Annotated in this window: 22 protein-coding genes and 1 pseudogene; 8 read left to right on the top strand and 15 right to left on the bottom strand. The window is 70.3% G+C overall.

Going from position 1 to position 21,318, the window contains the following annotated elements; genetic code table 11:
- Together ACFW2Y_RS24375 and dacB are read left to right on the top strand one after the other, a co-directional pair.
- Positions 1-191 (top strand): annotated as a pseudogene (locus ACFW2Y_RS24375) (transcriptional regulator); the annotation flags it as partial.
- Positions 192-259: 68 nt separating this feature from the next.
- Positions 260-1,879 carry a D-alanyl-D-alanine carboxypeptidase/D-alanyl-D-alanine-endopeptidase gene (gene dacB, locus ACFW2Y_RS24370; protein WP_384883003.1) on the top strand — a complete coding sequence of 540 codons (1,620 nt, stop codon included), beginning with the start codon at positions 260-262 and terminating at the stop codon, positions 1,877-1,879.
- 67 nt (positions 1,880-1,946) lie between these two features.
- Here dacB and ACFW2Y_RS24365 read toward each other — a convergent pair whose 3' ends face one another.
- Positions 1,947-3,761 (bottom strand): thioredoxin-like domain-containing protein, encoded by a 1,815-nt coding sequence (locus tag ACFW2Y_RS24365; protein ID WP_384883001.1) that lies wholly within the window; start codon positions 3,759-3,761, stop codon positions 1,947-1,949.
- A 75-nt stretch (positions 3,762-3,836) separates the two neighbouring features.
- On the opposite strand from ACFW2Y_RS24365, the gene ACFW2Y_RS24360 reads away from it, so the two are divergent.
- The gene (locus ACFW2Y_RS24360; protein ID WP_384882999.1) at positions 3,837-4,553 is read left to right on the top strand and encodes a hypothetical protein; all 717 of its coding nucleotides are present in this window, start codon (positions 3,837-3,839) and stop codon (positions 4,551-4,553) included.
- Between the two features lie 5 nt (positions 4,554-4,558).
- Here ACFW2Y_RS24360 and ACFW2Y_RS24355 read toward each other — a convergent pair whose 3' ends face one another.
- From ACFW2Y_RS24355 to ACFW2Y_RS24325, 7 genes are all read right to left on the bottom strand, one after another.
- Positions 4,559-4,789, bottom strand: coding sequence for a hypothetical protein (locus tag ACFW2Y_RS24355; RefSeq protein WP_384882996.1), 231 nt, complete (start codon positions 4,787-4,789; stop codon positions 4,559-4,561).
- Positions 4,786-4,986, bottom strand: a complete 201-nt coding sequence (locus ACFW2Y_RS24350) for a hypothetical protein (protein WP_384882993.1) — start codon at positions 4,984-4,986, stop codon at positions 4,786-4,788. The genes ACFW2Y_RS24355 and ACFW2Y_RS24350 overlap by 4 nt, the downstream gene beginning before the upstream one ends.
- An 89-nt stretch (positions 4,987-5,075) precedes the next feature.
- The gene (locus tag ACFW2Y_RS24345) at positions 5,076-5,924 is read right to left on the bottom strand and encodes a helix-turn-helix domain-containing protein (protein WP_384882990.1); all 849 of its coding nucleotides are present in this window, start codon (positions 5,922-5,924) and stop codon (positions 5,076-5,078) included.
- Between the two features lie 12 nt (positions 5,925-5,936).
- Positions 5,937-6,455: a DUF6879 family protein gene (locus ACFW2Y_RS24340; RefSeq protein ID WP_384882987.1), complete on the bottom strand. Its 519-nt coding sequence runs from the start codon at positions 6,453-6,455 to the stop codon at positions 5,937-5,939.
- Positions 6,456-6,465: 10 nt separating this feature from the next.
- Positions 6,466-6,708: a hypothetical protein gene (locus ACFW2Y_RS24335; protein ID WP_384882984.1), complete on the bottom strand. Its 243-nt coding sequence runs from the start codon at positions 6,706-6,708 to the stop codon at positions 6,466-6,468.
- Between the two features lie 495 nt (positions 6,709-7,203).
- Entirely contained in the window at positions 7,204-8,754 is a 1,551-nt protein-coding gene (locus tag ACFW2Y_RS24330) for a recombinase family protein (protein ID WP_384882982.1), read from the bottom strand.
- A 42-nt stretch (positions 8,755-8,796) separates the two neighbouring features.
- Positions 8,797-8,958 (bottom strand): hypothetical protein, encoded by a 162-nt coding sequence (locus tag ACFW2Y_RS24325; RefSeq protein ID WP_384883011.1) that lies wholly within the window; start codon positions 8,956-8,958, stop codon positions 8,797-8,799.
- Positions 8,959-9,095: 137 nt separating this feature from the next.
- On the opposite strand from ACFW2Y_RS24325, the gene ACFW2Y_RS24320 reads away from it, so the two are divergent.
- Complete coding sequence (locus ACFW2Y_RS24320) at positions 9,096-9,587, top strand: LURP-one-related/scramblase family protein (RefSeq protein ID WP_384882979.1); 492 nt, start codon at positions 9,096-9,098, stop codon at positions 9,585-9,587.
- Between the two features lie 10 nt (positions 9,588-9,597).
- Here ACFW2Y_RS24320 and ACFW2Y_RS24315 read toward each other — a convergent pair whose 3' ends face one another.
- Positions 9,598-10,713: an SMI1/KNR4 family protein gene (locus tag ACFW2Y_RS24315; protein WP_384882977.1), complete on the bottom strand. Its 1,116-nt coding sequence runs from the start codon at positions 10,711-10,713 to the stop codon at positions 9,598-9,600.
- A 25-nt stretch (positions 10,714-10,738) separates the two neighbouring features.
- The gene (locus ACFW2Y_RS24310) at positions 10,739-11,542 is read right to left on the bottom strand and encodes a carbon-nitrogen family hydrolase (RefSeq protein WP_384882974.1); all 804 of its coding nucleotides are present in this window, start codon (positions 11,540-11,542) and stop codon (positions 10,739-10,741) included.
- A gap of 155 nt (positions 11,543-11,697) precedes the next feature.
- Here ACFW2Y_RS24310 and ACFW2Y_RS24305 point away from each other — a divergent pair, with 155 nt between their 5' ends.
- Entirely contained in the window at positions 11,698-12,525 is an 828-nt protein-coding gene (locus ACFW2Y_RS24305) for a maleylpyruvate isomerase family mycothiol-dependent enzyme (RefSeq protein WP_384882971.1), read from the top strand.
- A gap of 100 nt (positions 12,526-12,625) precedes the next feature.
- On the opposite strand, the gene ACFW2Y_RS24300 is transcribed toward ACFW2Y_RS24305, so the two are convergent.
- The 5 genes from ACFW2Y_RS24300 to pdhA form a co-directional block, all read right to left on the bottom strand.
- Positions 12,626-13,942, bottom strand: a complete 1,317-nt coding sequence (locus ACFW2Y_RS24300; protein ID WP_384882968.1) for a nitrate/nitrite transporter — start codon at positions 13,940-13,942, stop codon at positions 12,626-12,628.
- Positions 13,939-14,601: a GntR family transcriptional regulator gene (locus ACFW2Y_RS24295; RefSeq protein ID WP_384882966.1), complete on the bottom strand. Its 663-nt coding sequence runs from the start codon at positions 14,599-14,601 to the stop codon at positions 13,939-13,941. Before ACFW2Y_RS24295 ends, ACFW2Y_RS24300 begins: the two co-directional genes overlap by 4 nt.
- A 165-nt stretch (positions 14,602-14,766) precedes the next feature.
- On the bottom strand, positions 14,767-16,143 hold the full coding sequence (locus ACFW2Y_RS24290) for a dihydrolipoamide acetyltransferase family protein (protein ID WP_384883008.1): 1,377 nt from the start codon (positions 16,141-16,143) through the stop codon (positions 14,767-14,769).
- A 32-nt stretch (positions 16,144-16,175) separates the two neighbouring features.
- Positions 16,176-17,156 (bottom strand): alpha-ketoacid dehydrogenase subunit beta, encoded by a 981-nt coding sequence (locus tag ACFW2Y_RS24285; RefSeq protein WP_384882963.1) that lies wholly within the window; start codon positions 17,154-17,156, stop codon positions 16,176-16,178.
- A 2-nt stretch (positions 17,157-17,158) separates the two neighbouring features.
- Positions 17,159-18,349: a pyruvate dehydrogenase (acetyl-transferring) E1 component subunit alpha gene (pdhA, locus tag ACFW2Y_RS24280; protein ID WP_384882961.1), complete on the bottom strand. Its 1,191-nt coding sequence runs from the start codon at positions 18,347-18,349 to the stop codon at positions 17,159-17,161.
- A 339-nt stretch (positions 18,350-18,688) separates the two neighbouring features.
- On the opposite strand from pdhA, the gene ACFW2Y_RS24275 reads away from it, so the two are divergent.
- The 3 genes from ACFW2Y_RS24275 to ACFW2Y_RS24265 all read left to right on the top strand — a co-directional run bounded on the left by ACFW2Y_RS24275 (position 18,689) and on the right by ACFW2Y_RS24265 (position 21,195).
- Entirely contained in the window at positions 18,689-19,348 is a 660-nt protein-coding gene (locus tag ACFW2Y_RS24275) for a response regulator (RefSeq protein ID WP_384882959.1), read from the top strand.
- Positions 19,349-19,491: 143 nt separating this feature from the next.
- Complete coding sequence (locus ACFW2Y_RS24270) at positions 19,492-19,944, top strand: pyridoxamine 5'-phosphate oxidase family protein (protein WP_384882956.1); 453 nt, start codon at positions 19,492-19,494, stop codon at positions 19,942-19,944.
- A 228-nt stretch (positions 19,945-20,172) separates the two neighbouring features.
- Positions 20,173-21,195: a phosphotransferase gene (locus ACFW2Y_RS24265; protein ID WP_384883005.1), complete on the top strand. Its 1,023-nt coding sequence runs from the start codon at positions 20,173-20,175 to the stop codon at positions 21,193-21,195.
- Positions 21,196-21,318 lie beyond the last annotated feature (123 nt).

Raw genomic sequence — 21,318 nt, 5'->3', positions numbered from 1 at the left:
ACCCACAGCTGTGCGAGGCGGAGACGGAGTTCTTCTCCCGCCTCCTGGGAACGCACGTCCAGCGTCTGGCCACCATCGCGCATGGTGACGGCGTCTGCACCACGTTCATCCCGCACAGCGCGCCACACGCCGAACCGCCACCGACCACCTTCCGACCCACCGGATTAGCGTGCACCGAGCGTGCCCGCTGACCGCCGTCCCCACGGGAGCCATCCGGTCTCCGGGCCTTCCGCGTCCCGCCTCCCGAACGGACGGAACAGTGCGATCACCCCTGCGCGGATGGCGATTCCTCGGCATCGTCACCGCGGTCCTCGCCGCCCTCACCGGCACGACCACCACCACCGCTGCGCGTGCCACGACCGGCCCGCCCCCCGCACCACACGGCCCCCTCGACCCGGCGATCACCGCGATCATGGACAAGCCGGCCTACGCGCACGCCCAGTGGGGCCTCCTGGAGACCGACCCCGAAACGGGCCGGGTCTTCCACTCGATGTACCCCCACCAGTTCTTCATCCCCGGATCCGCGGAGAAGCTCTTCTCCGTCTCCGGCGCCTGGGACACCCTCGGCGGCGACCACCGCTTCACCACCCCGGTGCAGGCCCTCGGCACCCGCCGGGGCTCCGTCCTGCGCGGCAGCCTGGTGCTGGTCGCCCAGGGCGACCTCACCATGGGCGGGCGCACCAAACCCGACGGCACCGTGGACTTCACCACCATCGACCACACCTACGCCAATGACATCCCCGGCGCCACCCTCACCCCCGAGGACCCGCTCGCCGGGCTCGACTCCCTGGCCCGACAGGTCCGCGCCACGGGCATCACCGAGGTCAACGGGGACGTCGTCGTCGACGACCGCCTCTTCGCCCGGCCGGACCTCGACCCCCGCCCGTCCCCGCTCATCGTCAACGACAACGTCATCGACCTGCTGACCACGCCGACCAGCCCGGGCGAGCCGGCCGAACTCCTCTGGCGTCCGCAGGTCGCCCCCTACCGGGTGACCTCCACGGTCCGCACGGTGCCCGCCGGCGGCACCACCGACATCCAGGTGTCCGCCTCCGCCGACGGCACCCGCATCACGCTCTCCGGGACCGTCGCCGCCGACTCCCCGCCCGTCCTGCGGATCTCCCCGGTCAGCGACCCCTCGGCCTTCGGACGCACGGCCCTGATCGAAGCGCTCGCCCGCGCGGGCGTCCGCGTCACGGCCGCCCCGACCGGCCCCAACCCGGTCTCCTCGCTCCCGCCGGCTCCGGTCGGGGGCCAGCGGGTCGCGGCGTACGTCTCCCCGGTCTACGCCGAGTACGCCAAGCTGATCCTCAAGGTCAGCCACAACCTCGGCGCCAACCTCGCCCTGTGCACCATGGCGACCGCGACCGGCAGCCGCGACTGCGAGGACGGCTTCCCGGTGCTCCGGTCGTTCCTCCAGCGGGCCGACGTCGACCCCACCCAGATCCAACTCGCGGACGGCCGCGGCGGAGACCCGGTGGACCGGGCGACCCCGGTCGCGCTCCACCAGATCCTGCGCCACTGGCTGCGCACCCCCGAGGCGGACCGCTTCCGCACCGCCCTGCCGATCCTCGGGGTCGACGGGAGCCTCGCCCTCTCCTGCACCGCCTGCCCCGCCAAGGGGAAGGTCTTCGCGAAGACCGGCACGGTCGCCGGCGGCGACGCCCTCAACCAGCGGTACGGCGTGGGCGCACAGACCCTCGCCGGCTATCTGGTGGCCCGTCACGGACGGCTGCACACCTTCTTCGTCGGCGTCAACGGGGCCTCGGCGGCGAACGTCGACGGCCTGCTGGAGATCGGCGACGACGTCAACACCATCGCCGCACTGCTCCAGCAGCAGGCCGCCGGCCACCCTCACGGCGGCCCCCGGGCGTCCTGAGTCCACCCCGCCGCACCGCCGAACGACGACGGGCCCCGGGGCCCGTTCAGCTCACCGGAACTGCGGGTCAGCCCTCTTCGTCCAGGCCCGCCAGCACCAGCGGCAGACGGGTCGCCCCGTCCGCCGTGATCCGCACCGGAACCCCCCAGTCCTGCTGGTGCACATGGCAGGCCGGGTACTCGTTGGCCGGGTCGTCGTCGCAGGACGCGGCCATCGCCGAGACGTGCAGCACGCCCTCCGCGACCTCCGGGTCGACGTCGAGCTCCCGGAACAGGTCCGTGCCTGTGCCCTCACCGGAGCGCAGCAGCTCCGGCGGGGTCGAGGAGACCAGGAGCCGGGTCGACGGGCCGTACCGCTCGTCGAGCTTCTGGCCCCGCGGCGCCTGGAAGACCACGTCGAGACGGAGCCGGCCCGGAGCGACCTCCGTGGCCTCCCGCTGCGTGCGGTGGGCGACCGACTCGACCTGGACGGCCTCCTCCGGCAGCCGCAGCCGGGTCAGCCGGTGCCGGGCCGACTCGACGACCACGACGTCCCCGTCGACGACGACCGCGTCGCTCGGCTCGCGCAGGTCCGTGGCGAGGGTGGTGACCTCGCCGCTCGCCGGGTCGAAGCGGCGCAGCGCGTGGTTGTACGTGTCGGAGACGGCGACCGAGCCGTCGGGGAGGGCGGTGACGCCCAGGGGGTGCTGGAGCAGCGCCTGGTCGGCGGCCCCGTCCCGGTGCCCGAAGTCGAAGAGGCCGGTGCCGACGGCGGTGTGAACGACCAGGTCGGTGTCGATCCACCGCAGGGCGCTGGTCTCCGAGTCGGCGATCCACAGCCGGTCCCCGGCGGCGGCCAACCCGGAGGGCTGTGCGAACCAGGCCTCGGCGGCGGGCCCGTCGACGAGCCCCTCGTTGGTGGTGCCGGCCGCGACCTCGACGGTCCCGGTCTGCGGGTCGTACGTCCACAGCTGGTGCACGCCGGCCATGGCGATCCACACCTTGCCCTGCCACCAGGCCACGTCCCACGGCGAGGACAGGTCGACGTCGAGCGCCGGCCCTGAGGTGGGGGAACCCTGCCACCACTGCTTCCCGGTGCCGGCGACGAGCTCGATCGCCCCGCTCTCCGGGTCGTAGGTCCGCAGGGCGTGGTGCACGGTGTCCGCGACGACGACCTTTCCGTCGGGGAGCAGTGCCAGGCCCTGCGGCTCCCGGAAGACTCCTTCGCCGATGCGCCGCACCACGGTCTCGCCGTCCGCCGCCAGCTCGACGAGCTGGTGCCGGGTGGTGTCGGAGACCAGGAAGTTCCCGGACGGGAGCCCGATCGCCTTGCCGGGGAACCGGAGGTCGGTCGCGACGGGCTCGGGCGGCACGTACGGCCCGTCCCCGCGCCGCAGCGTCCCCTTGGCCTCGTGCTCGGCCTCCAGCTCCTCGACGAGCGTCCGGATCGCGTTGGCGTGCCCCTCACCCGCGTGCTGGGCGACGACGTACCCCTCGGGGTCGATCACGACCAGCGTCGGCCAGGCCCGCACGGCGTACTGCTTCCAGGTCGCCAGCTCGGGGTCGTCGAGCACGGGGTGGTGCACCTCGTACCGCTCGACGGCGTCGACGACGGCCTGGTGATCGGCCTCGTGCACGAACTTCGGCGAGTGCACCCCGACGATCACGAGCGTGTCGCGGTGCTTCTCCTCCAGGTCACGGAGTTCGTCGAGGACGTGGAGGCAGTTGATGCAACAGAAGGTCCAGAAATCAACGACAACGCACTTACCTCGCAGGTCAGCGAGGGTGAGTTCCTTGCCTCCGGTGTTCAGCCAGCCGCCCTTGCCGATCAGCTCGGGGGCACGGACACGGGCACGCTTGCGGGGTGCGGGCGCGGGGGTGGGCGCCGGGGCAGCATCGTTCATCCTTCAAGCTTGCCATCCTGGTATGAACGTCGGATCACACCCGTACGGCAGGACCTACGACAGGGGGGCCGAAGGTTGGCTACGGACGAGCACGAGAAGACTGCCGGCGAGACGGCGCGGACGGTTCAGGGGTTCCTGGCGCTGCCGGGGCCGGTGGAGGACCGTAGGGAGGTGTTCGCCAGATGCGTGGCGGAGGTCGTCCGGGTCCTCGGGCTCGATGTCGCTCCGGAGCCGCAGCCCGACGATCCACGAACCTGGGTGAACCATGCTCGGACGGCGCTGTACAAGGCCTGCCGCCGGGAGCTGATCCTTTCCGAGGAGTCCTTCCAGACGCTGATCAAGGCAGCCGTCTACGACCCCGACCCGAGCTTCAACCGCCATTTCCTCGAGCCCGCGCTGAACGCGTTCGGGCACAGGCGGGTCCAGGCCTCGCTGCTTGGATACCTGCGGGCCGGCACGGACCTCGAGCGGGCGGGCGCAGCGAATGCCTGGTACTGGTCGGCTCTACCCCTGCGCATGCCCACCGTACGGGCGGAGCACCCCGCAGCCACCGGTCCGGCGGAACCCGTCGACGCCGCAACCGTGAGGGCCGAGTGGTACGAAACCGCACTGCGCGAGTTCGTGAGCAACGAGCACCTGGACGTCAGGCGCTGCATCCTGCCGGGCCTGCCGCTCCGGAAGTCGGCTTATCCGCCGGCACTGCACGATCTCGTGGACGCGGCCGTGGCGATAGCCCGGTCCCATCCGGACGAGTACATCCGCCACCGCGTGGAACACCAGGTCGGTGACTGACGCCCTCACTGGGCGCGCTCAACCACGGCGATTTCCGAGAACTCCCGCAGGAAGGTCATGTGACCGGTCCGGCCCGTGTCCTCGATGCACATATCCGTACACACGTCGGCGTTCCCGGTCGGCGCGGCAGTCCAGCGGCAGTCCGGGTTCAGGCACCGCGCTGTGGCCGTCGTCTCCGCCGAAGGGTGGCGGTGCATGACGTAGCTGACATACCGAAGCACGGCTCTCACGGTCATGCCGCTTCCTTGGGGTGCGGGTGGTTCCGGAGCTCCACGTTGCAATCGCTGACCGTGGAGTGGTCGCCCCGGAGACGGGCTTCCCGGCGCTGTGCGGCCAGGGCGGCGCAGACCCCGCAGCCGGCCACAGGTACGGGCTCCGGGTCTGTTCGCAACGGCAGCTCTACCGGGGATTGCGCATACGTGATCGCCTTCACGGCCCCGCTCCTCGTGTCGTCCGTGTAGCGACCACGCTAGGAACGCCGGAGCTGCAACTCCCAGAAGATTGCACGAGGTTGCACAGTCGTCACCTGAGCGACTGAATGGCGCTCGTGATCAGCGTGCGGGCCTTCACTCCATAGACGGCCATGTCGGCCAGTTCGGTAAAGGTGTCCGCGTACGCGGCAACCTCGCTCGGCTGGGTCAGTGTGAGGTAACCGGAGACAAGCTCAACGTTGACCTGTCCGGTGTCGAAGATCCAGAACCCTTCCACCGGCATCCGGGACCGGTCAGTCCGGGTGGGAACGACGCCCAGGCTGACGCTGGGCAGGGAGCCGATGGTGAGGAGGTGCCTGAGCTGTTCCTCTTGCACGTCCGTCCCACCGAGCCCGTTCCGCAAGACCGATTCCTCAACCAGAAACGCAAACCGCCGGTCGCCCTCGTAGAGGACGCGCTGACGCTCCATGCGCACGGCCACCGCGTCGGCGACGTCGTCCACCTCCACGCGCCTGCGCTGGACGGCCCGCAAGACCGCTTCGGTGTATCCGTAGGTCTGGATCAGGCCCGGGACGAACCACGAAGAGTAGGAGCGGAACCGACGGGTGCGCTCGAAGAGCGGCAGGCGGGCTTCCTGAGCCTGCTTGAGGCCGGCGCGCTCCATGCGCCGCCAGCCGATCCACATGTCCTCGACGGTCCGCAGCGAGGCGATCAGATCGTCCGTCTGCCCCTCGGCACCGCACGCCTGGCACCACGCCCGGATGTCGTCGGCGGACGGGGGCGTGCGGGCGTTCATGATCCGGGAGGACTTCGACGGATGCCAGTCGCACAGCCGAGCGAGATCGCGTCCACTCAGCCCGGCGTCCCGGCAGAGCTCAGCGAGTCGGTTCGCCAGAGCCTGCCGGGCTTGCTGGGCACTCGAAGAGGGAGAGACAGCCATGATCGTGACCGGTCAGCGCGGCTTGTACTCCTCGTGCGGAACGGCTCGCTGCCACACAGTCTCAAAGGCCGTGGTGCACAGGCTCACCCTCGCGGGGTCGTCGGTGTACTCCCGCCCGTCCTCGTCCAACTGGCCGTCTCCGGTGAAGTGGTGGAAGAGGGCTTGCGTGCCGTCGAATAGCCAGAAGTCCGTACCCGGCAAGGCCACGTCCGTCGTCTGGCGCCGGGGCAGCCACCGGACCAGCTCGCCCGCAGCGAGGTTCGTGAACGTGCAGTCGTACTCGTACCGGACGTAGTTGCTGATCGGCTCGGACACGATCCGAAGCCGCCGGACCACGACCCCCCGGGCGGTTGCCTCTCTCACCGCGTCGTGCCAGCCGCCCCACCACGAGGACCGGTCGACGGGGTCAAGCCGCTTCCCCTGCTGCCACGCGATGAACTCGGGGTCATTGAGCATGTAGCTGTCACGCAACTCAAGGTGCACAGCCGAGTGCTGTGCTCGTGCCAGTGCATGACGCGCGGGTGGTTGCACGTGCTGCCTCTCAGTTGTCGTTCGGGTGAGGGATGTACTTCAGCATCACTGCAGGAAGCCGGACGATCGTTTCGTGGTCCGGCACGTCCGTGGAGTGGCCCGGGATCGAACCGATCTCCTGGCACGCCTTCACTTCCTCCTCAGTCGCTTTGTACGACTGGATCAGAAGGTCACCGGTCTCCTCGTGGAGCCAGATCGTCGGAGACTCGTCAGTCGGCGTGTTCGGGATGATGCCGAGGAACTTTAGGGTCATGGTCACTCCCGCCGTCGAGTGGGTTGCACCAGCGTGCACGAGCCTTACCCTTGCGGCTGAGCCGCGCAAGAGGTCCTTTGGACAAGGTGCTTGAACTGACTCGGGATGCAAGAAGGCCTCCGCGCCCGCCGCCCTGGTGAGGGTGACGAGCGCGGGGTCTCAGGGATGTTGAAGTGCCCGCCGCGCGGTTTCACAGGGCCTTCAGCGGCCCTCAAGGGCGTTAACCGGGTCGTTCGCGAACCTTTAGTGGCACGTGTTCCCAGGCCAAGGCGCATACGGCCCCCAAAAAGGCGGCACACCCAGGGCGTGTTTTCCGAGCTGGGGCCGGGGCCGCTGCGAGGGCTTCGCCTGAACTTTGCACATCCCGAGTGACGAAGTGACGGAATGACGATTACTTCTGATCCACTCATAGAAACAACAACACTTCTATAAGGGGTAACCGGGCGAGAGCGTCATTCCGTCACTTCGTCACGCCTGCGCGCTGCCGACGGGCGCTTAAGCGGGGGTGCCGATTTCCACCAGCTTCGCCCAACGGATCTGGATGCGTTGCTCGGGGATGATCCGCTGACCGCGCACTCCCTTGCTCACCTCAACCCGGTCTATGGCGAGCGACAACCGACTGCGCCGGTCTTCGTTCGTCGCATCAGCCCATGCCTCACGCAAGGTGAGGCCGTCGAGCATCGGTGACACGTCCACGGATGGCATGGGGAGCTTGTTCAGATCGGCGCGAAGCCCCTGGATACGCCCCCTCAGGCGCTCTGAAAGCCGGTTGTAGCGCTCCACGGCTGCGGCGCCGCTGAACTCACCACGCACGTATCGCGCATCTTCCAGATCAGCCAGGCGTGCTTCCTCGTCCTGGATCTCCGCAGTGAGGGCATCACGTTTCGCGAAGGTCTCCGGGTCCACACGGTGCACCCAGCGATCTGCGATCACGACAAGCAGCGGGTCGTCCGGTTCGAGCGCCGGCAGCTTGGTGAGGAACTGTTCCGTCACGTACTGGTCCACCGCCTCAGCCAACGCCGACGCTCCGATGCACTGGTTGCCCGCGCGGCGGGCCATGCACTGATAGCTGCCACCCACACGGTGCATCCGGCGACCGCAGCCAGGAACCGCGCAGAAGACGAGTCCCGTGAGCAGCGCCGTCCCTTCCGGCTTCGGTCGCCGCTTTCCTGCGTGCACGAACGTTCTCGACTCCAGCGTGCGGATGATCTGTTCGCGCTCTCCGACCGTGATGATCCCCTCGCCGATCTCGACAGTGTCCAGCGTCTCGGGATCGCGGTACGGGAAAACCCTGCCCGTGTACTTCCGCTCGCCGTCATCCGTCTCGACGCTCTCGGTCTCCGGCATCAGGCCGGCGAACGCAGGGGAACGAAGGAGCTGCATGATGCTGGCCGCGTTCCACTGCCCACCCCTGGGCGAGAGGATCTCGTACTCGTTGAGGCGTCGGGCGATCTTGACCAACGATGTCCCGGCGAGGGCTTCATCCGCGATCAGGCGGGCATAGACGGCGTGCTCCGGGTCGTGGACGAGCTTCTTGGTCTTCGGGTCGATGAGCAGCCCGTACGGAGGCTGTCCGCCGATCCACTGCCCCTTGCTGCGGAGGTAGCGCTTCGCGTGCCCGACACGCGTCCCGAGATTCTTCGACTCGGACCGGGCCAGCTCAGCGAGCATCGCGACCACCATGCGCGCCGAGTCGTTCGAGGTGTCGAGGCCGTCCACGACCGAGACGAGACGGCCGCCGGCCTTCTCAATATCGTCCAGCACCTTGCCCACCTGGCCGATGCCTTTGCGGGACAGGCGGTCCAGTTTCCAGACGATCAGCGTGCCGACGACGCCCGCCGTGACGGCCGCCAGCGCGGCGTCGAAGCCCTTGCGCTCAACGGTCTTGTAGTCGGAGCGCCCTCTGTCTATGTGGACCTTGCGGACGGTCAGTCCGTTGCGTTCGGCCCAGGCACGGCAGTCGGCTTCCTGCCGTTCGATTGCGGTCTTGCCGTCCCGGTCGAGGGACAGGCGGAGGTAGAGATCACAGATCGTTTCTTGGTGCACACACTCAGTGTGGCGAAGAGTTCGGTGCTCTGTTGTCTATTTTCAGAAGTCGAGGATCAATGTGCGACCTCGGAAGTCGGCGAGCTTCAGATCCTTCCCGCCGGTGTTGAGCCAGCCGCCCTTGCCGATCAGCTCGGGGGCGCGGACACGGGCACGGCGGCGGGGCTCGGGCGCGGGGGTGGGCGCCGGGGCAGCATCGTTCATCCTTCAAGCTTGCCATCCGCTCCCGGCGGCCGGTCACCGCCCGGGGAAGTCCGGTGGAGCGGGGCGGACGGGACCAGCGGGGCGGGTTCACCCCCCGGTCCGGTTGGGAAGCCGCCGGGCCGGGGCAGACATGGGCCGTGAAATATCTCGTACGGGACAAGATCTTCGCGATCGGCGACGACTACTGGATCGAGGACGAGCGGGGCCGCCACGCCTTCCTCGTCGACGGCAAGGCCCTGCGGCTGCGCGACACCCTGGAACTGAAGGACCCTGACGGCCAGGTCCTGATCACGCTGCGGCAGAAGATGTTCAGCCTCCGGGACACGATGACCGTCGAACGGGACGAGCGGCCCCTCGCGACCGTTCGCCGCAAGCGGCTCTCCCTGCTCCGCAACCACTACCGGGTGACGCTCGTCGACGGCACCGAACTGGACGTCAGCGGCCGGATCCTGGACCGGGAGTTCATCGTCGAGTACGAGGGGGAACTCCTGGCCCACATCTCCAGGCAGTGGTTCCGCATCCGCGACACGTATGCGGTGAACGTGGTCCGCGAGGACGCCGACCCGGCCCTCCAGATCGCGGTCGCCGTGTGCGTCATCAGGATGTCGGAGCGGGAGCGGGAGGACTAGCGGGCCCTCGTCACCCGTCGCTCTCCTCCTCGAACGGCTCGAAGTCGATGACGTCCAGCGGGTCCTCGTCGGGGCGCACCGGGCGGGGCAGTCCTTCCACGTGCAGTTCGCCGCGCAGCCAGGCGAGGAGGGTTTCGACGAGGGTGCCGGTGAGCGGTGGGCCCTGACCCGCATGGCGCGGGACGACGATCAGCGGCCAGGCGTCGGGATCGTCGCCCTCGGTGAGCCAGCACAGTTGGTCGCCGTCGATGGAGTCGGCGAAGGGCAGGAAGCCGCCCGGTTCGGGCCAGGCGGCGAGCGGGTGGTACGCGGGGTGGTCGGCACGCAGGCCCCGGTAGCAGTCGGTGTACCGCTCGGCCCAGGGCGCCAGGTCATAGGAGTCGGTGCCCCATGGAACGTGGAAGCGGAGCCATTGGCACCACTCGCCGGTGCCATAGGCCTCCATCAGCCGGACGTACTCGGTGGGGAGGCGGGTGCCGAGGCGCTCGTACAGCCATGCCCAGTCGTGCGGGCCGAGTCGGGGGGTGGTGGGCGGGGGCAGCAGGGTGGTGAGGGTGGGGAGGCCGGTGCCGGTAGCGAGTGCCGCCCGCTGTTCGGGGGTGGGTTCGGGGCGGCGGGGCGGCGGGGTCCAGGCGGTCAGCTCGCCGCTGGCGAAGCCGCTGCGGGCGAGGACCGGTCGCAGCCCGTCGGAGACGAAGCCGCTGAGGGTGGGCAGGAGGGTGGTGCCGGGGCGGAGCCAGGGGTCCTTGCCCGCGTTCTCCAGGTCCTGCACGTGGACGACGACGGGCCACCGGTCCGGGTCGTCGGAGGCGGTGGTGTCCCAGTAGAGGGTGTCGGCCGTGCGGGTGGCTCCGAAGGGGAGGACGCCGGGGGCGTCCCGGCGGCCTTCCGCGACGAAGCTGCCGTAGTCGAAGAGGTGGTCCGCGCTGGTGAAGGGGGTGTGCAGCCAGAGGCGTTCGCCGATGTCCAGCGGGCCGTAACGGGTGGCCACGGCCTTGTAGTCGGCGGGCAGGCGGAGGCCGAGCCACTCCTCGACCGCGTCCCAGTCGACGGGCGGGGCGGGCTGCCGGGGCGGCGGGCCGAAGAGCACGGCGAAGGCGTCGGTGGCCCTGTCGTGGTCGTTCACGGGATGCGGGCTCCTCCTGGCTGCCTCAGGCGTGGTGGATGCGCGGCGGCGCGATTCCGAGGATGCGGTCCTTGAGCGCCGGGAACTGCTCCCGTGTCGTCCGGACCTTCGCCGGATCGAGGACGACGCGGAGAACCTCCTCGTCCGGTCCGGCTTCCGCGAGGATCTCGCCCCAGGGGTCGACGACGAGGGAGTGCCCGGCCTGCTCCACGCCCGCGTGGGTGCCGGCGGTGCCGCAGGCGAGGACGTACGCCTGGTTCTCGACGGCTCGTGCCCGGGCGAGGAGGGTCCAGTGGGCGCGGCGGAGGGCGGGCCAACCGGCGGGCACGACGAAGGCCTGGGCGCCGGCGTCGACCAGGCCGCGGAAGAGCTCCGGGAAGCGCAGGTCGTAGCAGGTGCCGACGCCGACGGTGAGGTGCGGGAGGTCGACGGTGACCAGGTCTTCACCGGCGGCCATCATCACGGCCTCGCCCTTGTCGAAGCCGAAGCGGTGGATCTTCCGGTAGGAGGCGACGAGTTCGCCGTCGGGCGAGAGGACGAGCGAGGTGTTGTAGAGGGCACCGCCCTCCGCTTCGACGAAGGAGCCGGCGTGCAGCCAGACCCCGGCGTCCTTGGCGGCGGCTGCCATCGCCCGGTGGGTGGGGCCGTTGAGCGGCTCGGCCTCGGCGGCGAAGAGCTCGGACGCGAAAGCGCCGACGGTCCACAGCTCCGGCAGGACGACGAGGTCGGCGCGGCCGGATTCCTCCCGTACGAGACGTGCCGCGCGGGCACGCCGGGCATCGACCGGTTCGTCCGGGTCTACCGCGATCTGGATCAGCGAGGCGCGCACACTACCACCGTCCTGGCATTCGAGCCGTCAACACCGGCCTACGATCGTCACACGAAAGCACTGCCGGTGTGCCTTCGGGCAGCGTAACTTAGCGTCCGAGCCTCCCACCCAGTCGTGTTTTCAGCCCGCGCACCGAAGAACCGCCGAGGGGTCCCGTGACCGTCCATCCCAGCCTCCAGAATTATGCCGACGCCTGGACCCACTCCATCGAGGCGATAGCCGAGCTGCTGCAGCCCCTCGTGGAGAGCGAGTGGAACCGGCCGACGCCCTGTGTCGGTTGGTCGGTGCGGGACGTCGTGTCCCATGTGATCGGCATGGAGACGGAGATGCTCGGCGATCCGCGGCCGATCCACTCGCTGCCGCGCGACCTCTACCACGTGCGCAGCGACTTCTCCCGCTACATGGAGGTTCAGGTCGATGTGCGGCGGCACCACACCGCCCCGGAGATGACCTCGGAGCTGGAGTACGTCCTGATCCGGCGGGCCCGGCAGCTCCGCAATGAGAACCGTTCCCCCGAGCACCTGATCCGTGCTCCCCTCGGGGCCGAGCAGTCCCTCGAACTGGCCTATCGGATGCGCGCCTTCGACGTGTGGGTGCACGAGCAGGACCTTCGGACGGCGCTCGGCACACCGGGGAACCTGGACTCCGCGGGGGCGCTCGTCACCCGGGACGTGCTGCTGGAGGCGTTGCCGAAGGCGGTCGCGAAGGACGCGGGGGCGCCGGCTTCGTCGGCGGTGGTGCTCGATGTGACCGGACCGGTGGAGTTCCTGCGCACGATACGGGTCGATGCGGAGGGCCGGGGATCGGTGGACGGGGCGCCGTCGCTGGGCCCCGCGGTGAGTTTGGCGACGGACTGGGAGACCTTCGTGCGGCTGGCTTGTGGTCGGGCCCGTCCGACCGAGGTGGCGGATCGGGTCAAGACGGAGGGCGACGCCGACCTGGCCCGCGCCATACTCGACAACTTCGCGGTGACGCCCCGCTGATCGTCGTGCCCGCCCGGTGGGACGTCGCCGGTGCCGGCGGGGCTCCGACGGGGCCGGTGGGCCTTGACGTCCTTCGCGGTGGGGGCTGGCCGTCCCCGACTCAGACCGGCACGTGCACGGCCTCCACCCGGCTGACGACGAGCCGTTCCCGTTCCCTGCGGTGGGTGCGGGCCTTGAGGCGGAGGATCTGCACGACGCCGAGGGCTTCCAGGACGAAGACGGAGGAGAAGGCGATCCGGTAGTTGTCGCCCGTCGCGTCGAGCAGTACGCCGACCGCGAGCAGGGTCGTCATCGAGGCGACGAAACCGCCCATGTTGACGATGCCGGACGCGGTGCCCTGGCGCTCCGGCGGGTTGGCCGGGCGGGCGAAGTCGAAGCCGATCATCGAGGCGGGGCCGCAGGCTCCGAGGACCAGGCAGAGGGCGACGAGCAACCACATCGGTGCGTGGTCATCGGGGTAGCCGAGGGTGGTCCCCCACAGCAGTGCGGTGGCCGCGACCGTACCGAGGGCCAGTGGGGCGCGGGCCGCGTGGTGGCGGGCGATGATCTGGCCGTAGGCGAGGCCCACGACCATGTTGGACAGCACGACGAGGGTGAGCAGCGTTCCGGCGGCGGACCGGGAGAGCCCCTGTGCCTCGACGAGGTACGGCAGTCCCCAGAGCAGGAGGAACACCATGGCCGGGAACTGGGTGGTGAAGTGCACCCACATGCCGAGCCGGGTTCCGGGTTCCCGCCAGGACTCGGCGATCTGGCGCCGGACGAACGTGATGCCCGCGTGCGGGGCGGGCTCCGGTTCGTACCCCTCGGGGTGGTCCTTGAGGAAGAGCAGCAGCAGGGCGAGGACAAGGACGCCCGCGAGCGAGCTGCCGACGAAGGTGGTCGTCCAGCCGAGGCCGTGCAGGGCGCGGGCGATGAAGACGGTGGAGACCAGGTTGCCGGCCATGCCGAAGAGCGCGGCGACCTGGCCGATGAGCGGGCCGCGGCGGGCCGGGAACCAGCGGCTGCCGAGGCGCAGGACGCTGATGAAGGTCATGGCGTCGCCGCAGCCGAGGAGGGCGCGGGAGCCGAGCGCGGTGCCGTACGAGGGGGAGAGCGCGAAGCCCAGCTGGCCGACGGTGAAGAGGGTGACGCCGAGGGCGAGGACCTTCTTGGTGCCGAGCCGGTCGACCATGAGGCCGACGGGTATCTGCATGCCCGCGTAGACCAGCAGTTGGAGGATGGAGAAGGTGGAGAGCGCGGAGGCGTTGACGTCGAAGCGGTCGGCGGCGTCGAGTCCCGCGACGCCGAGGGAGGTGCGGAAGATGACGGCGACGAAGTAGACGGCGACGCCGACGCCCCAGACAAGGGCGGCGCGCCGTCCGCCGGGCGGGTCGCCGGGCAGGGTGGCGGCGGAGCCGTGGCCGTTGCGGCCGCTCACCGGTCCTCACCCCGGACCAGGACCCTGACCCGGCCGAGGTGGCGGCGCACGTGCTGGGCGGCGCCCTCGGCGTCGCCGTCCTTGATCCGGTCCAGGATCTCGGCGTGTTCGGTGATGTTCTTGGCGACCCGGTCGGGGTGGGCCTGCATGACGGCGACGCCCATCCGCAGCTGCCGGTCGCGGAGCTGGTCGTAGAGCCGGGCGAGGATCTGGTTGCCGGCGTGCTGGACGATCTCGGCGTGGAAGCAGCGGTCGGTGGCGGCCACCTCGGCGAGGTCGCCTGCCGCGGCGCGCCGCTTCTGCTCCTCCAGGAGTTCTTCGAGCCGTTCGACGAGGGCGGGGGAGGCGGGCACGGCCCGACGAACGGCGAACTCCTCGACGAGCAGGCGGGTCTCGACGACGTCCGCGATCTCCTGCGCGGAGACGGAGAGGACGAGGGCGCCCTTCTTGGGGTAGAGCTTGAGCAGCCCTTCCATCTCCAGCTTGAGCAGCGCCTCGCGGACGGGGGTCCGGGACACCCCGACGGCCTCGGCGAGTTCGCCCTCGGTAAGGAGGGTTCCCCCCTCGTAGCGCCGGTCGAGCACGGCCTGCTTGACGTGGGTGTAGACGCGGTCGGCGGCGGGGGGCTGCCTGGTGGACGAGAGCGCTGGCGGGGGCATGGGCACAGCTTAGATACAACAGGGGTGCAAGGGGCAGTCACGTCCGCATCGCGGACGCGACCGTTGCCCGGCGGCGTCCTGTCCTTGCTATGGGAGACAGAAACGCATCCGGCGGTGGCATGAGCCACCGCCGGATGTTTCACGTGAAACGGACGAACCTCGCCACTACGCCCAGGTGATGAGCCTCTTCGGGTTCTCCAGGATCGCGGCGACGTCCGCCAGGAACTTGGAGCCGAGCTCGCCGTCGACCAGGCGGTGGTCGAAGGAGAGCGCCAGCGTGGTGACCTGTCGCGGCTTCACCTTGCCCTTGTGGACCCACGGCTGGAGCTTGATCGCGCCGACCGCGAGGATCGCGGACTCGCCGGGGTTGAGGATCGGCGTACCGGTGTCCACGCCGAAGACGCCGACGTTGGTGATGGTGAAGGTGCCGCCCTGCATGGCCGCCGGGGTCGTCTTGCCCTCGCGGGCGGTGGCGACCAGCTCGCTCAGGGACTTCGAGAGCTCCGGCAGGGTCTGGGCGTGCGCGTCCTTGATGTTCGGCACGATCAGACCGCGCGGGGTGGCCGCGGCGATACCCAGGTTCACGTAGTGCTTGAGGACGATCTCCTGCGCCGCCTCGTCCCAGGCCGCGTTGATGTCCGGGTTGCGCTTGACCGCGACCAGGACCGCCTTGGCGACGAGGAGGAGCGGGTTGACCCGCAGTCCCGCCATGTCCTTGTCGGACTTGAGCTCCTCGACCAACTTCATCGTGCGCGTGATGTCGAAGGTCACGAACTCGGTGACGTGCGGCGCGGTGAAGGCCGAACCGACCATCGCCGCCGCCGTGGCCTTCCGCACGCCCTTGATGGGGACCCGGGTCTCACGGGCGTCGGAGGAGCCGGTGAGCGCGGGGGTCGGGGCCTCGGCCACGGCGGCCGGAGCCTCGGCCACGGGGGCCGGAGCGGACGCGGGGGCCGGAGCCTCGGCCACGGGGGCCGGCGCGGGCGCGGGGACGGCCGCCCGGTGCACGTCGTCCCGGGTGATGATGCCGTCCGGACCGGTCGGGGTGACCGTCGCCAGGTCGACGCCGAGGTCCTTGGCCAACTTGCGCACCGGCGGCTTGGCCAGCGGACGGGCCGCCGCGGGGGCATGGCCGTTCAGCTGCTCCGGCACCGAGGGAACGGAGACGGCTTCGGCGGTCTTGCGGGCCCGGCGCTTGGTGGAGGCCGCCGACACCCCGTAACCGACGAGGACCGGCTGGCGGCCCTCCGGCTCGGGCTCCTCGGCCGCGGGGGCCTCGACCACGGCGGGAGTCGGGGCCGGGGCCGCGGGGGCCGCCTCACCGCCGACGTTCACCGAGATGATGACCTGGCCGACATCGACCGTCGTGCCCTCGGGGAAGAGCAGTTCGTGGACGGTGCCGTCGAACGGGATCGGCAGCTCCACGGCCGCCTTGGCCGTCTCGACCTCGCACACGACCTGCCCGTCGGTGACGGTGTCACCGGGCTGGACGTACCACTTGAGGATCTCGGCCTCGGTGAGGCCCTCGCCCACGTCGGGCATCTTGAATTCGCGGATGGTCACGGGTGCTCTCCTCAGTACGCCAGCGAGCGGTCGACGGCGTCGAGCACGCGGTCCAGGCCCGGCAGGTACTCCTCCTCCAGGCGCGCCGGCGGGTACGGCGCGTGGTAGCCGCCGACCCGCAGGACGGGGGCCTCCAGGTGGTAGAAGCAACGCTCGGTGATCCGGGCGGCGATCTCCGCGCCGGAGCCGAAGAACACCGGGGCCTCGTGGACGACGACCAGGCGACGGGTCTTCTCGACCGAGGCCTGGATGGTGTCGAAGTCGAGCGGGGAGATCGAGCGCAGGTCCACGACCTCGATCGACTTGCCCTCCTCGGCCGCGGCGGCGGCGGCCTCCAGGCAGGTCTTCACCATCGGGCCGTAGGCGGCGAGGGTGAGGTCCGTGCCCTGGCGGGCGACCCGGGCCTTGTGGAGCTCGCCGGGGATGGCCTCGGTGTCGACCTCGCCCTTGTCCCAGTAGCGGCGCTTGGGCTCGAAGAAGATGACCGGGTCGTCGCTCTGGATCGCCTGCTGGAGCATCCAGTAGGCGTCGGAGGAGTTCGCCGGGGTGACCACCTTGAGGCCCGCGACGTGTGCGAAGAGCGACTCGGGGGACTCGGAGTGGTGCTCGACGGCGCCGATGCCGCCGCCGTACGGGATGCGGATGACGACCGGCATCTTCACGGTGCCGAGCGAGCGGGCCCGCATCTTCGCCAGCTGGGTGACGATCTGGTCGTACGCCGGGAAGACGAAGCCGTCGAACTGGATCTCCACGACCGGCCGGTAGCCGCGCAGGGCGAGGCCGATCGCGGTGCCGACGATGCCGGACTCGGCGAGCGGGGTGTCGACGACGCGGTCCTCGCCGAAGTCCTTCTGCAGCCCGTCGGTGATCCGGAAGACGCCGCCGAGCTTGCCGACGTCCAGGCCCATGATGACGACCTTGGGGTCGCTCTCCAGGGCCTTGCGCAGCGACTCGTTGAGCGCCTTCGCGAGGGGAAGGTTCTGAACAGCCATGATTACTCGGCCTCTCCGTCCGCGAAGGACGCCTGGTAGGCGGCGAACTGCGCGCGCTCCTCGTCGACGAGCGCGTGCCCGTCCGCGTACACGTTGTCGAAGATCGCCATGTGGTCCGGAACGGGCATGGCACGGACGACCTCGCGGACGTGCTTGCCGAGCTCCTCGCTCTCCGTCTCCAGCGCCTCGAAGAAGGCCGCGTCGGCGTGGCCCTCGTTCTCCATGTACGTCCGGAGCCGCTGGATCGGGTCCTTGGCCTCCCAGGCCTCCCGCTCCGCGTCGCGGCGGTAGCGCGTCGGGTCGTCGGAGGTGGTGTGGGCGGCCATCCGGTAGGTGAAGGCCTCGATGAGGGTCGGGCCCTCGCCCCGGCGGGCACGCTCCAGGGCCGAACGGGTCACGGCCAGACAGGCGAGGACGTCGTTGCCGTCGACGCGGACGCCGGGGAAGCCGAAGCCCCGGGCGCGCTGGTAGAGCGGGACGCGCGTCTGCTTCTCGATGGGCTCGGAGATGGCCCACTGGTTGTTCTGGCAGAAGAACACGACGGGAGCGTTGTAGACCGCGGAGAAGACGAACGACTCGTTCACGTCGCCCTGGCTGGAAGCGCCGTCGCCGAAGTACGCCAGCACGGCGGAGTCCGCCCCGTCCTTGGCGATGCCCATGGCATAGCCGGTGGCGTGCAGGGTCTGCGAGCCGAGGACGATCGTGTAGAGGTGGAAGTTGTTGCTGTTGGGATCCCAGCCGCCGTTGTTCACACCGCGGAACATCCCCAGCAGATTGGTCGGATCGACCCCGCGGCACCAGGCGACGCCGTGCTCCCGGTAGGTCGGGAAGACGTAGTCGTCGTCGCGCAGGGCCCGGCCGGAACCGATCTGCGCGGCCTCCTGGCCGAGCAGCGAGGCCCACAGGCCCAGCTCGCCCTGACGCTGCAGGGCCGTCGCCTCGGCATCGAAGCGGCGGGTGAGGACCATGTCGCGGTAAAGGCCGCGCAGCTCCTCGGCGCTCAGATCGATGTCGTACTCGGGGTGCTGGACGCGCTCCCCCTCGGGCGTCAGCAACTGAACGAGCTCGGGCTCCGAGGCCTCGGCGTTCTTCGCCGTCGCCTTCTTGGTGGTGCTCGTGCTCGCGCTTGCGGTGCGCTTGGTGCCGCTGCTGCGTCGCGTCGTCTTGCGCGCGGCAGTGCTCTCCACGGTCACGTGCGTGCTCCTCCGTCGGTCCGGCCCCCGGGTTCGCCGGTGAGGCCAGTGCGGCTCCGCCTTGTCCGTACCTTCGCACGGGGTGGGTGCGACGCGGCCGGAGTCGGGCGTGACAGGTGCCCCGGCGAGCGCCGTCATAGGCACGTTACCCATTGCGCGGCATTCCCGCGAAACCCCACTTGACCTGCGATTTTGCTTGGATTTCCAAGTAAATCGAGAAAAAGGGGGATGCGCTGCTGGTCAGCGCACGGACAACGGCCCGACGCCGTCGTCGGAACACCCGGCACGTTATCCCGCGCACCCCGGGCGCCGGAAGACCCAATATGTGAGACTGACTGCGTGCGCGAAGAAGGAAAAATCCGGGTATTTCTACTGGACGACCATGAAGTCGTTCGGCGCGGCGTTCACGAGCTGCTCTCCGTGGAGAACGACATCGAGGTCGTCGGCGAGGCCGGGACGGCGGCGGATGCGCTGGTCAGGATCCTTGCGACCCGCCCCGACGTCGCGGTGCTGGACGTCCGACTGCCCGACGGCAGCGGGGTGGAGGTGTGCCGCGAGATCCGGTCACAAGACGATTCGATCAAGTGCCTGATGCTGACGTCCTATGCGGACGACGAAGCGCTCTTCGACGCGATCATGGCCGGGGCCTCCGGATACGCCCTCAAGGCCATTCGCGGAAATGAACTGCTCAACGCGGTGCGCGACGTGGCGGCCGGCAAATCGCTGCTCGATCCGGTGGCGACCGCACGCGTCCTGGAACGACTGCGTGACGGCAACAACCCGAAGGGCGACGACAAGCTCGCCCGACTGACCGAGCAGGAGCGCAAGATCCTGGATCTGATCGGCGAGGGCCTGACCAATCGGGTCATCGGCGAACGGCTCCACCTCGCGGAGAAGACCATCAAGAACTACGTCTCCAGCCTGCTGTCCAAGCTGGGCATGGAGCGGCGCTCGCAGGCCGCGGCGTACGTGGCGCGACTCCAGGCCGAGCGCCACTGACAGCTGCGGGGCCCGGGCCGGGTCCCCGCCTCGCCCGTACGGACCAGGCCGGGTCGACGGCCCGCATTCGGGACCTACGTCCCCGCCGAACCGGGGCAGGGGCCCCTTTCCCGACACGGTGCCGGTAGCGGAGAGTGGAAACCATGTCCACCGACGAGATCCGCGCCATCGATCTGCTCAGCCGCGTGTCGTACGGCCGGGTGGCGACGAGCATGCGGGCGATGCCGTTCGTCGCCCCCGCCCGCCACATCGTGGCCGACGGCCGCGTCCTGCTCCGGATGCACCGGGGGCTCGGCTACCACCGGGCCTGCAACGGAAGCGTCGTCGCGTACGGCGCCGACAACTTCGAGTCCGGGGCCGAGAACATCTGGTCCGTGCAGTTCACCGGCACCGCCGAGATCGTCGAGCCCACCGAGGAGCAACTGGCGGCCTTCGGGCCCGAGCCCGAGCGGGTGGACGGCGAGCCCTACGAGGCGGTCTACATGCGGATCGAACCCCAGTTCGTGACGGTGCACGCACTCGACTACACGAGCGGGACGAAGGCCCCCGCCACCTCCTCCCCTTCCACAGAGCGACAACTCCACCACGCAGCGTGATCTAACATTTGGTGAGTGTTGCGCTCATCTGAAACACTCTCGTCACCGGTCGGAAACCCTCCGCCGTTCCCCGGCCCCCTCGAAACCGGACGCCCCGCCCTCCGGTCCCCCGACGTCCGGGCCCGCCCCTCTGCGCACCGGCGCCGCGCCACCGGCACGCCGGCCGCCGCCGACGCCTTACGGGCAGCGGACGGCCCGCCCCGGCCGTTAGGCACCGCATTACGGGCCATCGGCACACCTCCCGTCGGAGCCCTGCTCCGCCGCCACCGGCACGCCGGGGAGCCCCTCTCCTGCGTGCCCGTCGCCGAAGGGCTCCTCAACCGCGGCTTCCGCCTCGCCACCACCCGGGGCACCTACTTCCTCAAGCAGCACCTCGACGCGGCCACCGCCGACCGCGCCACCATCGCCCGCCAGCACCGGGCGACCCAGCGCCTGTACGCCCTCGGTCTGCCCGTGGCCCCGCCCCTCGCCGACGCCCGGGGCCACACCGTCACCGTCGTCGACGGCCACTGCTACGCCCTGCACCCCTGGATCGAGGGCCGTCACCGTGACGGCAGCGAGCTCTCCACCGGCGGCTCCCGCCGTCTCGGCACCCTCCTCGGGCAGGTCCACACGGCCCTGGCCCGGGTGATGGAGCCCTCCGGACCGGAGGACGCGCACGACCCGACCGACGGGAGCGGATGCGCGAGCGCCGACCTCCCGGAGACCTTCCGGGCCATCGAGGAACTGCTCGGGCTGGCCCGCGCGCACCGCCCCCGGGACAGCTTCGACGCGCTCGCGGAGCACCGCCTCAGGGAACGGCGCAGGCTGCTCGCCCAGCACGCCCACCACCGACCGCCGCCCGCCGCCACCGCCGGGTGGGTGCACGGTGACTTCCACCCGCTGAACCTGCTGTACCGGGGCGCGGAGCCCGCCGCGATCGTCGACTGGGACCGGCTGGGAGTGCGCCCCCGGGCGGAGGAGGCGGTCAGGGCCGCCGCCATCTTCTTCGTACGGCCCGGAGGCGAGCTGGCCCTGGAGAAGGTGCGGCCGTACGCGCGCGCGTACCGACGGGCGACGGGTGCGGACGGCACCGAGATGGCCGCGGCGGCACACCGGGTGTGGTGGGAGCGGCTCAACGACTTCTGGACCCTGCGCTGGCGCTATCAACTGCACGACCGCAGGGCCGACGGGCAGTTCCCCACGGTGTCGGCCCTGGCGGTCTGGTGGACCCGCGAGTACGAGGCGGTCGCCGACGCCTTCACGGGGTGAGACGGGGGCGGTCCCGGAAGCCCCGTCCGCGTGGGACGCGGGCCCCCGAAGCCTCCGGAGCGTGCCCTGCGGGACCACCTGCGGCGCTGACTTAGGGGCCCCACCTGCGGCACTGGCTGAGGG

It is taken from the genome of Streptomyces sp. NPDC058877, assembly GCF_042742855.1.
Lineage (GTDB): Bacteria > Actinomycetota > Actinomycetes > Streptomycetales > Streptomycetaceae > Streptomyces.
The sequence above is the reverse complement of the archived record's forward strand: the minus strand, read 5'-3'. Positions and strand labels throughout refer to the sequence as shown.